The sequence below is a fragment of the Pseudomonas furukawaii genome (assembly GCF_002355475.1).
In the GTDB taxonomy this organism is placed as follows: Bacteria; Pseudomonadota; Gammaproteobacteria; order Pseudomonadales; family Pseudomonadaceae; genus Metapseudomonas; species Metapseudomonas furukawaii.
Window position 1 is genome coordinate 3909240 of record NZ_AP014862.1, and the last position, 13479, is coordinate 3922718.

The 13479-nt window shown below is 68.2% G+C and carries 9 protein-coding genes; 6 read left to right on the top strand and 3 right to left on the bottom strand.

The features are described from left to right. Window positions 1–137: 137 nt before the first annotated feature. Genes KF707C_RS18195 through KF707C_RS18205 form a run of 3 tightly spaced genes read right to left on the bottom strand, consistent with a single transcriptional unit; the run spans window position 138 to window position 3437 of the window. Window positions 138–1151 carry a 4-hydroxythreonine-4-phosphate dehydrogenase PdxA gene (locus KF707C_RS18195; RefSeq protein WP_003449145.1) on the bottom strand — a complete coding sequence of 338 codons (1014 nt, stop codon included), beginning with the start codon at window positions 1149–1151 and terminating at the stop codon, window positions 138–140. Then, window positions 1148–2113, bottom strand: a complete 966-nt coding sequence (locus tag KF707C_RS18200; RefSeq protein ID WP_003449147.1) for an amidohydrolase family protein — start codon at window positions 2111–2113, stop codon at window positions 1148–1150. Before KF707C_RS18200 ends, KF707C_RS18195 begins: the two co-directional genes overlap by 4 nt. Then, on the bottom strand, window positions 2106–3437 hold the full coding sequence (locus KF707C_RS18205) for an MFS transporter (RefSeq protein ID WP_003449155.1): 1332 nt from the start codon (window positions 3435–3437) through the stop codon (window positions 2106–2108). The genes KF707C_RS18200 and KF707C_RS18205 overlap by 8 nt, the downstream gene beginning before the upstream one ends. Before the next feature lie 768 nt (window positions 3438–4205). Here KF707C_RS18205 and KF707C_RS18210 point away from each other — a divergent pair. The 6 genes from KF707C_RS18210 (at window position 4206) to putA (ending at window position 13414) form a co-directional block, all read left to right on the top strand. Then, window positions 4206–5219, top strand: coding sequence for a Bug family tripartite tricarboxylate transporter substrate binding protein (locus KF707C_RS18210; protein WP_003447808.1), 1014 nt, complete (start codon window positions 4206–4208; stop codon window positions 5217–5219). 47 nt (window positions 5220–5266) lie between these two features. Next, complete coding sequence (locus KF707C_RS18215; protein ID WP_003447811.1) at window positions 5267–5788, top strand: tripartite tricarboxylate transporter TctB family protein; 522 nt, start codon at window positions 5267–5269, stop codon at window positions 5786–5788. Beyond that, window positions 5785–7308, top strand: a complete 1524-nt coding sequence (locus KF707C_RS18220) for a tripartite tricarboxylate transporter permease (protein WP_003447812.1) — start codon at window positions 5785–5787, stop codon at window positions 7306–7308. The genes KF707C_RS18215 and KF707C_RS18220 overlap by 4 nt, the downstream gene beginning before the upstream one ends. Window positions 7309–7527: 219 nt before the next feature. Next, entirely contained in the window at window positions 7528–8472 is a 945-nt protein-coding gene (locus tag KF707C_RS18225; protein ID WP_003447813.1) for a LysR family transcriptional regulator, read from the top strand. Between the two features lie 77 nt (window positions 8473–8549). Then, window positions 8550–9119 carry a TetR/AcrR family transcriptional regulator gene (locus tag KF707C_RS18230; RefSeq protein ID WP_003447814.1) on the top strand — a complete coding sequence of 190 codons (570 nt, stop codon included), beginning with the start codon at window positions 8550–8552 and terminating at the stop codon, window positions 9117–9119. Window positions 9120–9436: 317 nt separating this feature from the next. After that, window positions 9437–13414 carry a trifunctional transcriptional regulator/proline dehydrogenase/L-glutamate gamma-semialdehyde dehydrogenase gene (gene putA, locus KF707C_RS18235; protein ID WP_003447815.1) on the top strand — a complete coding sequence of 1326 codons (3978 nt, stop codon included), beginning with the start codon at window positions 9437–9439 and terminating at the stop codon, window positions 13412–13414. The last annotated feature ends 65 nt before the right edge of the window (window positions 13415–13479 follow it).

A 13479-nucleotide genomic window follows, 5' to 3' on the forward strand; every position in this document is an offset into this window, starting at 1 on the left:
CCCCAGGAAATACATCTCGAGCAGATGCACAGCCTGGGGTTATCGAGAGGCTCTGGCCGGGTAACACGAACACCGCGCCCACCCGGATTGGGTGGCGCAGTGCTGGAGGAGGTCGCGAAGGAGGACCTTGAGGGGCCTCAGCCCCGGTTGCGCCCCATGCGGCAGGCGATTTCGAAGGCCTGCCGGGTGGCGCCGACATGGGCCCTGCCCTGGCCGGCGATATCGAAGGCGGTGCCATGGGCCGGGGTGGTGATGGGGATCGGCAGGCCGCCCTGGACGGTCACGCCACGGGAGAAGCCCATCAGCTTGATCGCGATCTGCCCCTGGTCGTGGTACATGGTCACCACCGCGTCGAAGGCCCGCGCATCGCCCTGGACCTTGAGGAAGATGGTGTCCGCCGGGAAGGGGCCCTGGGCATCGATGCCCAGCGCCTGGGCACGGGCCACCGCAGGACCGATGATGTCCAGCTCCTCGCGGCCGAAGCTGCCGTTGTCGCCGTTATGGGGGTTGAGGCCGCAGACGCCGATTCGCGGACGCGCCAACCCGCTGCGCTTGAGCGCGGTGTCGATCAGCCCGATGGCCTCCAGCACCCGCCCCTGGCTCATCAGCCCCGGCACATCCGCCAGGGCCACGTGGGAGGTCACCCGCGAAGTCCAGAGGTCGTCCAGGACGTTGAACTCGCAGAACGGACCGTCGAAGCCCAGGTACTCGGCGAACCAGTGCAACTCGTCGCTGTGGGCCATGCCGGCCATGTGCAGGGATGTCTTGTTCAGCGGGCCGAAGAGGATGGCGTCGGTGACCTTGTCGGCGGTCAGGCGCAGGGCCACTTCCAGGGTATAGAGGCTGTAGCGCCCGCCCACCACGCTGGCCTCGCTGCGCGGGAACGGGCCTTCGGCGGCGCCCCGGAAGTCGAAGAACAGCGGCACCTCGTCGGTGAACGCCAGGCGATCCAGGGACGCGACCGGCCGGTAGGGGAACTCGCACCCGGCGATCTGCATGCCTCGGCGCATTTCCGCCTCGTCGGCGATCAGCAGCACCTGGGCCTGGCGACGCACCTCGGGCTCGGCCAGCAGCCGGGCGATCAGCTCCGGGCCGATGCCGGCGGGGTCGCCCAGGACCATGGCGAGGCGGGGAAGACGGGATTGGCTCATGCGGGTGTCCTCAGGTCGGTGGTGCCCTGCGGCAGTCGGAACGCCGTGGGCTGGGTACGGTAGATGCGCCGCGCGGTGCCGCAGAACAGCAGTTCCTGGTCGGCATGTGGCAGGTCGGCGACGATGCGCTTGAAGCCGCTGTAGAGGGTGTCGAACGAGCCGCACAGGCCATCGACGGGGAAGTTGCTGGCGAACATCGCCCGCTGCGGCCCGAACATGGCGACGGTCTCGCGGACGATCCAGGCGTTGTCCTCGACGCACCAGGGCTGCCCGGCCAGGCCGAGGCCGGAGATCTTCACCGCGACGTTGGGCAGTTCGGCGAAGCGCGCCATGGCGGCGTGCCAGCCGGCCAGCCCGGCCTCGCTGCGGTCCGACGGCAGGCCGGCGTGATTGAGGATCAGCCGGGTTTCCGGGAAATCGCGCGCTAGCGCCTCGGCCTCCGGCAGGTTCCACCAGGGCGTCTGCAGGTCGAAGTGCAGGCCGTGTCGCCCCAGCTCGGCATAACCCCGGCGCCAGGCCTCGTCGCTCATCAGGCTGCGGACCTGGCCGACCTCCTCGGGCCGCGCAGGGCCACCCGGCTTGTGGCGCACGCTGCGCACCCGCTCGAAGGCAGCCTGGGCCGCAAGGACCTCGGCGGCGTCCGGAGCGTCCAGCCAGGCCTGGGCCACCACGGCGTTGGGCGCGCCGTAGCGCTCGGCCACACCGTGGATGAAGCGGGTTTCGCCGATGGGGTCGCGCGGGTCCCACTCGGTTTCCACGTAGACGGTGGCGACCACCCGGTGCCCGCCGGCGTCGGCGAGATAGTCCTCCGGGAAGTAGCGGCGCTTGATGGCGCTGTAGTCCCCGTAGCGAAACGGGATGGTCTCGCTGCCGGACAACCAGGGGTGGAAGTTCAGTTGCGGGTCCCAGAAATGGTGGTGGGCGTCGATGATCGGGCCGTCATAGAGCCGTTGCTCAGACATCTTTCACCTCGTCGTTGTCCAGTCCGATGAGCAGGGTGCCGGCGACGAACAGGGCCGAGCAGCCGGCGAAGAAGCTGAGCACACCGGCGTAGCCACCGACGTACTGGAGGATCAGCCCCACCAGGATCGGCACCAGGATGCCGCCGAGGCTGCCGGCCAGGTTCATCACCCCGCCGATCAGGCCGACCCGCGCGGGAGCGGCGAGCAGCGCCGGGAAGCTCCAGTAGAGGCTGCCCCACATGAGGAAGAAGGCGGTCAGGCAGAGCAGCGCCACGGCGGCGGAGGCGTCATGCAGGGTCGGCAGCAGCAGGAAGGCCGCCAGCGCCACCAGGCCGGACACCGACAGCAGTCCCTTGGCCGCCAGTCCACGGCGCACGCCCTTGCGGATCAGGGTGTCGCAGAGGAAGCCGCCACACAGCGAGCCGAGGGCGCCGCAGAGGAAGATGATGAAGGTGGCGGCGCCGATACCCTTGATGTCGAATCCCCGCGCCTGGGCCAGGTAACTGGGCCCCCAGGTCAGCAGGCCGAAGAACACCATGGCCCAGCTGGCGCGCCCCACCAGCATGCCGGCCAGGGAGCGGGTGGCGATGCCGAGCCCCTTCACCGGCTCGCGGGCGGCCTGGGCGCTGGAGGTGGCATGTCCGCCATTGATGCGCTGCAGCTCGGAGGCGTTGACGGCGGGGTGCTGCGCCGGGTCGTCCCGCAGGTAGTGCCAGGCCAGCCAGGCCATGGCCAGGGTGGCGATACCGGCGATGAAGAAGGCGATGCGCCAGGAGCCGAGCACGGCGATCAGGTAGGCGATGATCAAACCACCCAGGGCCACGCCCAGGGGACCGCCGCAATCCATCAGCACCGCGCCGCGGCTGCGCTCGCTGGGCGCCAACCAGAGGGAGTTGAGCTTGCCGCCCGAGGGAAACAACGGCGCCTCGGCGGCTCCCAGGGCGACCCGGGCGAACAGCAGCGACATCCCCCCCGTGGCGAAGGCCGCCAAGGTCTGGAACAGGCCCCAGAGACCGGTGGACCAGCCGATCACCCGGCGTGGGCCGTAGCGGTCGATCAGCCAGCCTCCGGGAATCTGCAACAGCGCGTAGGCCCAGAAGAAACTGCTGAGGATCAGCCCCTGCAGGCTTGGCGAAAGGTCGAACTCCTTGCCGATCACCGGCATGGCGATGGAGAGGGAAACCCGGTCGATCAGGTTGATCACCGTGAGGGCGAAGATGATCGCGAAGATCCGCCAGCGAACGCGGGAGGGGCGCTGCGCCATCAGGTGATCGGGGGAGGCAGGTGAAGGGTGCAGCTGGTTCGCTGCATTCGAATGAGCCATGGAGCGGGCCTCGTCTCTTATCGTTCTTGTAGTCAGGATGCTCGACCGGGCCCTGGCCCTCGTCGGCATGGGGGCACTATTTCAAGGGGAAGCGATAACCGTCTAATCAAAACTCCTCATAGGCCGATTCCCTGGGGATATACATCCACCCTTTTCCGCAAGAACCGGCTTGCCGGCGAACGCGCAGGTGACCTTCGCGGGCAAGCCCGCTCCTACCGGGACACGGCGCGGCACCCGGCTTCGTAGGAGCCGGCTTGCCGGCGAACGCGCGAGGGACCTTCGCGGGCAAGCCCGCTCCTACCGGGACACGGCGCGGCGCCCGGCTTCGCAGGAGCCGGCTTGCCGGCGAATGATGCGGAGGAGGTTCGCGGGCAAGCCCGCTCCTACCGGGACACGGCGCGGCGCCCGGCGTCGTAGGAGCCGGCTTGCCGGCGAATGATGCGGAGGAGGTTCGCGGGCAAGCCCGCTCCTACCGGGACGCGGCGCCGCGCCCGGCTTCGTAGGAGCCGGCTTGCCGGCGAATGATGCGGAGGAGGTTCGCGGGCAAGCCCGCTCCTACCGGGACACGGCGCGGCGCCTGGCGTCGTAGGAGCCGGCTTGCCGGCGAATGATGCGGAGGAGGCTCGCGGGAAAGCCCGCTTGCGTTAACCCAGATGCGGCCATACCGATAACCACAGGCTATCGCTGTATGCGATTTACTCAGTGGACAGGATATCGCCCGATTCCCACACTCGGTCCATCCATAACAAGCACAAGAAGAGGACCACAATGAGAACCTTCCGAGTTCGCCCCCTCGCTCGCCTGCTCGCCGGATGCACCCTGCTCTGCGCCAGCGCCCTCCCCGCCTTCGCCACTACCTGGACGCCCGAGAAGAATGTCGAGATCGTGGTCGCTGGCGGGCCCGGCGGCGGCACCGACCAGTTGGGGCGCCTGATCCAGTCCATCATCAGCCAGCACAAGCTGCTCGACGTGAACACCGTGGTCATGAACAAGGGCGGCGGCAACGGTGCCGAGGCCTTCCTCGACATGAAGCTGTCCAAGGGCGACCCGGAGCGCCTGGTGATCGGCACCAACAATGTCTACCTGCTGCCCCTGGTGGCCAAGCTGGGTTACCAGTGGACCGACCTGACCCCGGTGGCCGCCGTGGCCGAGGACGACTTCATCCTGTGGACCTACCAGGACGCCCCCTGGCGGGACGCCAAGGCCTACTACGAGGAGGTCAAGGCCAACCCGGCGAAGATGCGCATGGGCGGCAGCCAGTCCAAGGACGTGGACCAGACCCTCACCCTGCTGCTGAACCAGACCACCGGCGGCAAGCTCACCTACATCCCCTTCAAGAGCGGCAGCGAGGCGGCCACCCAACTGGCCGGCAAGCACATCACCTCCAACGTCAACAACCCCGCCGAAAGCCTCAGCCAATGGCGAGGCAACCAGGTGCAGCCGCTCTGCGTGTTCAGCCGGGAACGCATGGGCTACAGGGAGAAAGTCGCCGGTGACAAGGCCTGGGCCGATGTGCCCACCTGCAGGGAGCAGGGCCTGGGCGTGGACCAGTACCGCTTCCCGCGCACCGTGTTCATGGCCGGCGAGGTCAGGCCCGAACAGCGTGACTTCTATGTGGAACTGCTGCGCAAGGTCAGCGAGACCCCCGAATTCAAGGCCTACGTCGAGCGCAACGCACTGGTACCGACCTTCCTCGCCGGCGACGAGCTGACCGCCTACATCGAGAAGGACACCGCCCGGGTCACCCCGGTCTTCGAGCAGGCCGGCTGGCTGCGCAAGTGATCCGGCGCGGGCGCCGTCCGCGCGGCGCCCGCCAGCGAGGTGAAAAGATGTCCATGAATCACGATTCGTCCCCGCTGGTCGGCACCCGCTGGGTGGAGGCCGGCCTCGCCACGTTCACCGCCGCCCTGGGGGGCCTGGTGATGATCGGCAGCCACGCCAGCGGTATCGGCTGGAACGATACCGGCCCCGAGCCGGGCTACTTTCCCTTCCATGTAGGGCTTCTGATGAGCGCCGCCAGCCTGGCCACCCTGTTCCGGACGCTGCTGCGATGGCGCACCCTGGGCGAGGCCTTCGTCAGCCGCGCCGCGTTCCGCCAGGTGCTGGCGGTGTTCCTGCCCATCGTCCTCTACGTCGCCGTCATGCCCTTTACCGGCCTCTACCTGGCCTCGGTGGCCTTCATCGCCTGGTTCATGTGGCGCGACCGGCAGCGAGCCGAACCCTATGGATGGCCGGCCATCCTCGCCGTCTCCGGCGGAGCGTCCCTGGCCAGCTACCTGGTCTTCGCGCTCTGGTTCAAGGTGCCGCTGCAGGCCGGCCCGCTGGCGCTGCTGGGAGGGTGGCTGCAATGAGTGAATTCGACTCCCTGTTGCAGGGCATGAACCTGATCCTCACCCCCGGCCATATCGGCCTGATGGTGGTCGGCGTGCTCCTTGGCATCCTGGTCGGCGTATTGCCCGGCCTCGGTGCGCCCAACGGCGTGGCGCTGCTGTTGCCGCTGACGTTCACCATGGAGCCGGTGTCGGCCATCATCCTGTTGTCCTGCATGTACTGGGGGGCGCTGTTCGGCGGTTCGATCACCTCGATCCTGTTCAACATCCCCGGCGAGCCGTCATCGGTGGCGACCACCTTCGACGGCTACCCCATGGCCCGCCAGGGCAAGGCAGCCGAAGCCCTGACCGCCGCCTTCACCTCGGCCCTGCTGGGGGCGCTGGTGGGGGTGCTGCTGCTGACCTTCCTGTCCACCCGCCTCGCCGAGTTCGCCATGCGATTCAGTTCGCCGGAGTTCTTCGCCGTCTACCTGCTGGCCTTCTGCACCTTCATCGGCATGAGCAAGAACCCGCCCCTGAAGACGGTGGTGGCGATGATGATCGGCTTCGCCATGGCCGCCGTCGGCATGGACACGGTCTCCGGCGACCTGCGACTGACCTTCGACCAGGGCTGGCTGCTGTCCGGCATCAGCTTCGAGGTGGCGGTGATCGGCCTCTTCGGTATCGGCGAAATCCTCTGCACGGTGGAGGAAGGCCTGGTGTTCCGTGGCGAGCGGGCGCGGATCACGCCCCGGGTGATTCTCCAGACCTGGGCCAGGCTGCCGCGCTTCTGGCTCAGCTGGCTGCGCAGCGCCCTGGTGGGCTGCTGGATGGGCATCACGCCTGGCGGCCCGACGGCGGCCTCGTTCATGAGCTACAGCCTGGCGCGGCGCTTCTCGAAGAACCGCGACAACTTCGGCAAGGGCGAGATCGAGGGTGTGATCGCCCCGGAAACCGCCGACCACGCCGCCGGTACCAGTGCCTTGCTGCCCATGCTGACCCTGGGGATTCCCGGCTCGGCGACCGCGGCCGTGATGCTGGGCGGCCTGATGATCTGGGGGCTGCACCCGGGGCCGACGCTGTTCGTCGAGCAGCACGACTTCGTCTGGGGCCTGATCGCCAGCATGTACCTGGGCAATGTCGTCAGCCTGATCGTGGTACTGGCCACGGTGCCGCTGTTCGCCTCGATCCTGCGCATCCCCTTCTCGATCATCGCCCCGATCATCGTGATGGTCTGCGCCATCGGCGCCTACTCGGTGCATAACTCGATGTTCGATGTGGCGCTCATGCTGGGCTTCGGTGCCCTGGGCTACCTGTTCAAGAAGCTCGGTTACCCCATCGCGCCCCTGGTGCTGGCGGCCGTGCTGGGAGACAAGGCCGAGGACGCCTTCCGCCAGTCCATGCTGTTCTCCGGCGGCGAGCTGTCGATCTTCTGGTCCAACCCGCTGGTGGGCAGCCTCACCACCGCCGCATTGGTGATGCTGTTCTGGCCGGTGCTGGCACGGGGCGTCAGGGCGCTGGTCGGCGTGAAGCGCATCAAGGTGCAGCGCTCGGTGCCCTAAGCCGCCATCTCGTAGGAGCGGGCTCGCCCGCGAACAATTCCGCACCATTCGCCGGCAAGCCGGCTCCTACGACAGCCGCACCCGCGCCAAATCGCCGTAGGAGCGGGCTCGCCCGCGAACAATTCCGCGCCGTTCGCCGGCAAGCCGGCTCCTACGCCCGCTGGCAAGCCTGGGCATTTCTTGTCAGGCTTGCCACTTCCTGACTGTCGAGCCCCGTCCATGTCGCGCATTCCCGAAGCCGCCCTCATCCACAGCCGCCTGCGCCTGCGGCAACTGCGTCTGATGCTTGCCCTGGAGGAGTTCGGCTCGCTGCGCCGCGCGGCGGATGAGATCGGCATGACCCAACCGGCGGCCACCAAGATGCTGCACGAAGCCGAGGGCCTGCTCGGCGTCGAGCTGTTCGAACGCCTCCCCCGAGGCATGCGCGCCACGCCGTTCGGCGAGACGGTGATCTACTACGCGCGGATGGTCTTCGCCGAGCTCTCCGGCATGCGCGAGGAGCTGGCTGCCCTGGAGTCCGGCAACCTCGGCCGGGTGACGGTGGGCGCCATCCCGGCGCTGGCCTCGGGCCTTCTGACCCGCACGATCGCCACCTTGAAGAAGAGCCACCCGCGCCTGTCCATGAGCATCCAGGTGGACACCAGCGACGTGCTGGTCCAGGCCCTGCAGCAGGACCAGCTGGACGTGGTGCTGGGGCGCATTCCTACTGGCGCGCGAGCCGACGACCTGTTGTTCGACAGCCTGGGCGAAGAAGAGCTCTGTGTGATCGCCGGCGCACAGAACCCCGTGGCCAGCGCGACGAACCTGACCTGGACCGAGCTGCAAGGCATGACCTGGGTGCTGCAGCAACACCCCAGCCCAATGCGCGCCATCGTCAACCAGGCCTTCCACAATGCGCGGGTGGACATTCCCAGCAGCATCGTCGAGACCACCTCCATCATGACCCTGCTGTCCCTGCTCCAGCAGACCGACATGATCGGCGTGACCCCGCGCTCGGTGGTGGAGGACTACCCCGGTCGCCACCTGCTGGCGATGCTGCCCATCACCTTCGAACCGCGCCTGCCGCCCTTCGGCCTGATCACCCGTCGCCACCGCATCAAGTCGTCGGCCATGCAGGCCTTCATCAGCGCCGTGAAAGCCGAGCAGGCACTCGCCGCCAACTGATCGTCCGCAACGGCTCGCACGACCCGCAGCGTTAAATTACAATCGAAATATCAACTCTTGCGAACGAGGCCCGCGACATGCGCTATCCCGAAGACCACAAGGCCGAGACCCACAAACGCATCGTGGCCGAAGCGGCCCGCCGCTTCCGCGCCGACGGTATCGACGCCACCGGCCTGCAGCCGCTGATGAAAGCCCTCGGCCTGACCCACGGCGGTTTCTACGCCCACTTCAAATCCAAGGACGCCCTCGTCGAGGAGGCCCTGCAGGCTGCGGCGGACAACGCAAGCGCCCATTGGGACAAGGCCTTCGGCAAGGAACAGCCGCTGAAGGCCTTCTTCGAGCGCTACCTGTCTCCCGAACACCGCGCCCACCCGGAGCAGGGCTGCCCCCTGCCCACCATGTCCGCCGAGCTGGGCCAGCGCGGCCATGCGAGCCCCATCACCGACAGCGTCCTCAACAGCCTGCTGTCGCGCCTGGAGAAGGCCACCGGCAACCCTGAACAGAGCCTGGCCATGGTCTCCACCCTGGTGGGTGCGCTGACCCTGTCGCGGAGCGTGGCCAGCGAAGCGCTGTCCGATCGCATCCTCGACAGCGCCCGCCAGACCCTCATCGCCCAGGTGGAAGCCGCCGAAGCGTCCCGCAGCTGACACCACCATCCGTCGCCAACCCGCTCGCGCCCTCGGCTTTCGCCGGGGGCCGCCTATGCTTTCCCCAAGGAGCGGGCATCGGCTGCAACCCAGGTTGCACCCCCGCAATCCGCCCCCGTAAACCTCGATCGAATGCCCGGAAAGACACGCGTGCGCGGGATCGAGGCGCAACCTTCCATCGCCCTGACGTCGACCTTTTGTCCGGAGTTTCACGGCAAGCGCACCTCCAATGGTTGCACCCGGTTGCACCCCTTGTAGGACATCGCTACTCTTTGCGCCGCACTTGCCGTGGAGCACGGCTGATAAGAGGACAAGAAATGGCTACGAGCACTACCCTTGGCGTGAAACTGGACGAAGCGACCCGCGACCGTCTCAAGGAAGCTGCGCGCAGGATCGAGCGCACCCCGCACTGGCTGATCAAGCAAGCGATCTTCAGCTACCTCGAGGCCCTGGAGAGCGGCATGACCCTGCCGGAACTGCAAGGTATCGCCCAGCGTCTCGCCGAAGGTGACCACGACGCGCTCGAAGCCCTGCCCGAAACCACGCACCAGCCGTTCCTCGAATTCGCCGAAAGCATCCTGCCGCAGTCGGTGCTGCGCGCCGCCATCACCGCCGCCTACCGCCGCCCCGAGCAGGAAGCCGTGCCCATGCTGCTGGAGCAGGCCCGCCTGCCCGCCGAGATGGCCGACGCCGCCTACAAGCTGGCCTATGGCATCGCCGAAAAACTGCGCAACCAGAAGAGCGCCGGCGGTCGTGCCGGCATCGTCCAGGGCCTGCTGCAGGAGTTCTCCCTGTCCTCCCAGGAAGGCGTGGCGCTGATGTGCCTGGCCGAAGCCCTGTTGCGCATCCCGGACAAGGGCACCCGCGACGCCCTGATCCGCGACAAGATCAGCACCGGCAACTGGCAGCAGCACCTGGGCCAGAGCCCGTCCATGTTCGTCAACGCCGCGTCCTGGGGCCTGCTGATCACCGGCAAGCTGGTGTCCACCCATAACGAAACCGGCCTGTCCAGCTCGCTGAACCGCATCATCGCCAAGAGCGGCGAGCCGGTGATCCGCAAGGGCGTGGACATGGCCATGCGCCTGATGGGCGAGCAGTTCGTCACCGGCGAGACCATCGCCGAGGCCCTGGCCAACGCCACCAACTTCGAAGCCAAGGGCTTCCGCTACTCCTACGACATGCTCGGCGAAGCCGCGCTGACCGAGGAAGACGCCCAGCGTTACTACGCCTCCTACGAGCAGGCCATCCACGCCATCGGCAAGGCCTCCCACGGCCGCGGCATCTACGAGGGCCCGGGCATCTCCATCAAGCTCTCCGCCCTGCACCCGCGCTACAGCCGCGCCCAGTACGAGCGCATGATGGGCGAGCTGTACCCGCGCCTGCTGTCGCTGACCCTGCTGGCCAAGAGCTACGACATCGGCCTGAACATCGACGCCGAAGAAGCCGACCGCCTGGAAATCTCCCTCGACCTGCTGGAGCGCCTCTGCTTCGAGCCGTCGCTCAAGGGCTGGAACGGCATCGGTTTCGTCATCCAGGCCTACCAGAAGCGCTGCCCCTACGTGATCGACTACGTGATCGACCTGGCGCGCCGCAGCAACCATCGCCTGATGATCCGCCTGGTGAAAGGCGCCTACTGGGACAGCGAGATCAAGCGCGCCCAGGTGGACGGCCTGGAAGGCTTCCCGGTCTACAGCCGCAAGGTCTACACCGACATTTCCTACATCGCCTGCGCCCGCAAGCTGCTGGGCGTACCGGACGCCATCTACCCGCAGTTCGCCACCCACAACGCCCACACCCTGTCGGCCATCTACCAGATCGCCGGGCAGAACTACTACCCGGGCCAGTACGAGTTCCAGTGCCTGCACGGCATGGGCGAGCCGCTGTACGAGCAGGTCGTGGGCAAGGTCGCCGACGGCAAGCTGAACCGTCCGTGCCGCATCTACGCCCCGGTGGGCACCCATGAAACCCTGCTGGCCTACCTGGTACGCCGCCTGCTGGAAAACGGCGCCAACACCTCCTTCGTCAACCGCATCGCCGACCACAGCATCTCCATCAAGGAACTGGTGGAAGACCCGGTCGCCAGCGCCGAAGCCCTGGCCGCCGTGGAAGGCGCCCTGGGCCTGCCGCACCCGCGCATTCCCCAGCCCAAGGCCCTGTATGGCGAGGCCCGGGTGAACTCCAGCGGCATCGACATGGCCAACGAGCACCGCCTGGCCTCGCTGTCCAGCGCCCTGCTGAGCTCCGGCCACGCCGACTGGCGCGCCCGGCCGATGCTCGGCTGCCCGGTCAGCGAAGGCGCCAGCGAGCCCGTGCTCAACCCGGCCGATCACCGCGATGTCGTGGGCCACGTGCAGAACGCCTCCACCGCCGACGTGGGCAACGCCGTGCTGGCCTCCATCACCGCCGCCCCGATCTGGCAATCCACCCCGCCGGTGGAGCGCGCCGCCGCCCTGGATCGCGCCGCCGACCTGATGGAAGCCGATATCCAGCCGCTGATGGGCCTGCTGGTCCGTGAAGCCGGCAAGACCTTCGCCAACGCCATCGCCGAAGTGCGCGAGGCCGTGGACTTCCTGCGCTACTACGCCGCCCAGGCACGCCACGATTTCGCCAACGACAGCCATCGCCCGCTGGGCCCGGTGGTCTGCATCAGCCCCTGGAACTTCCCCCTGGCGATCTTCACCGGCCAGGTGGCCGCAGCCCTGGCGGCCGGCAACACCGTGCTGGCCAAGCCCGCCGAGCAGACTCCGCTGATCGCCGCCCAGGCCGTGCGCCTGCTGCTCCAGGCCGGCATTCCGGAAGGCGTGGTCCAGCTGCTGCCGGGCCTCGGCCACACCGTGGGCGCCGCCCTGGTGGGCGACGAGCGCGTGAAAGGCGTGATGTTCACCGGCTCCACCGAGGTCGCCGGCATCCTGGCCCGCAATGTCGCCGGCCGCCTGGACGCCCAGGGCCGCCCGATCCCGCTGATCGCCGAAACCGGCGGCCAGAACGCCATGATCGTCGACTCCTCGGCCCTGGCCGAGCAGGTGGTGACCGACGTCATCGCCTCCGCCTTCGACAGCGCCGGCCAGCGCTGCTCCGCCCTGCGCGTGCTCTGCGTGCAGGAGGACGTGGCCGACCGCGTGGTGGAAATGCTCAAGGGCGCCATGGCCGAATGCCGCATCGGCAACCCCGAGCACCTGAACGTGGACATCGGCCCGGTGATCGACGCCGAAGCCAAGGGCAACATCGACAAGCACATCCAGGCCATGCGCGCCAAAGGCCGCAGCGTGTTCCAGATCGCCCGCGCCGACGGCGACGTGATGCAGCGCGGCACCTTCGTGATGCCGACGCTGATCGAGCTGGACAGCCTGGCGGACCTGGAACGCGAGATCTTCGGCCCCGTCCTGCACCTGCTGCGCTTCAAGCGTGAAGAGCTGGACGACCTGATGGACCAGATCAACGCCACCGGCTACGGCCTGACCCTGGGCGTTCACACCCGCATCGACGAAACCATCGCCAAGGTGGTGGACAAGGCCCACGCCGGCAACCTCTACGTCAACCGCAACATGGTGGGCGCGGTGGTGGGCGTGCAGCCCTTCGGCGGCGAAGGCCTGTCCGGCACCGGCCCGAAAGCCGGTGGCCCGCTGTACATGTACCGGCTGCTGGCCACCCGCCCGAGCGATGCCGTCTCCCGCACCTTCCAGCGCCTGGACGGCGCCCAGGTGCCCGACAGCCTGCAGCGCACCGCTCTGCAGGAGCGCCAGGGCAAGCCCCTGGAGGCCCTCAAGGCCTGGGCCGCGAAGAACGGCAAGGACAACCTCGCCAGCCTTTGCGACAGCTTCGCCGCGCTGTCCCAGAGCGGCCTGAGCCGCGTGCTGCCCGGCCCGACCGGCGAGCGCAACACCTACGTGCTGCTGCCCCGCGACACCGTGCTCTGCCTGGCCGACGACGAAGCCGACCTGCTCACCCAACTGGCCGCCACCCTGGCCGTGGGCAGCAGCGCGCTCTGGGCCACCAGCGACCTGACCGGCAAGCTGCGCGGCGCCCTGCCGAAGGCCGTGCAGGCCCGCATCACCCTGGTCGCCGACTGGACCCAGGCCGACGTCGGCTTCGACGCCGTGCTGCACCATGGTGATTCCGATCAGCTGCGCGGCGTCTGCCAACAGATGGCGGCGCGCAAAGGCCCGATCGTCGGCGTCCAGGGCCTGTCCCAGGGCGAGACGGCGATTCCGCTGGAACGCCTGCTCATCGAGCGCGCCATCAGCGTCAACACCGCGGCGGCCGGCGGTAACGCCAGCCTGATGACCATCGGTTGATACCCGCCGCGCTCCGGCGCGGCACCGCTCCACCCGGCCTCCGCCCACAAGGTGCAGGCCGGTCG

Bases quoted from the DNA above. Each gene is read 5' to 3' on its own strand.
- KF707C_RS18195 (WP_003449145.1), bottom strand. From the start codon at position 1,151: ATGAGCCAATCCCGTCTTCCCCGCCTCGCCATGGTCCTGGGCGACCCC.
- KF707C_RS18200 (WP_003449147.1), bottom strand. From the start codon at position 2,113: ATGTCTGAGCAACGGCTCTATGACGGCCCGATCATCGACGCCCACCAC.
- KF707C_RS18205 (WP_003449155.1), bottom strand. From the start codon at position 3,437: ATGGCTCATTCGAATGCAGCGAACCAGCTGCACCCTTCACCTGCCTCC.
- KF707C_RS18210 (WP_003447808.1), top strand. From the start codon at position 4,206: ATGAGAACCTTCCGAGTTCGCCCCCTCGCTCGCCTGCTCGCCGGATGC.
- KF707C_RS18215 (WP_003447811.1), top strand. From the start codon at position 5,267: ATGTCCATGAATCACGATTCGTCCCCGCTGGTCGGCACCCGCTGGGTG.
- KF707C_RS18220 (WP_003447812.1), top strand. From the start codon at position 5,785: ATGAGTGAATTCGACTCCCTGTTGCAGGGCATGAACCTGATCCTCACC.
- KF707C_RS18225 (WP_003447813.1), top strand. From the start codon at position 7,528: ATGTCGCGCATTCCCGAAGCCGCCCTCATCCACAGCCGCCTGCGCCTG.
- KF707C_RS18230 (WP_003447814.1), top strand. From the start codon at position 8,550: ATGCGCTATCCCGAAGACCACAAGGCCGAGACCCACAAACGCATCGTG.
- putA (WP_003447815.1), top strand. From the start codon at position 9,437: ATGGCTACGAGCACTACCCTTGGCGTGAAACTGGACGAAGCGACCCGC.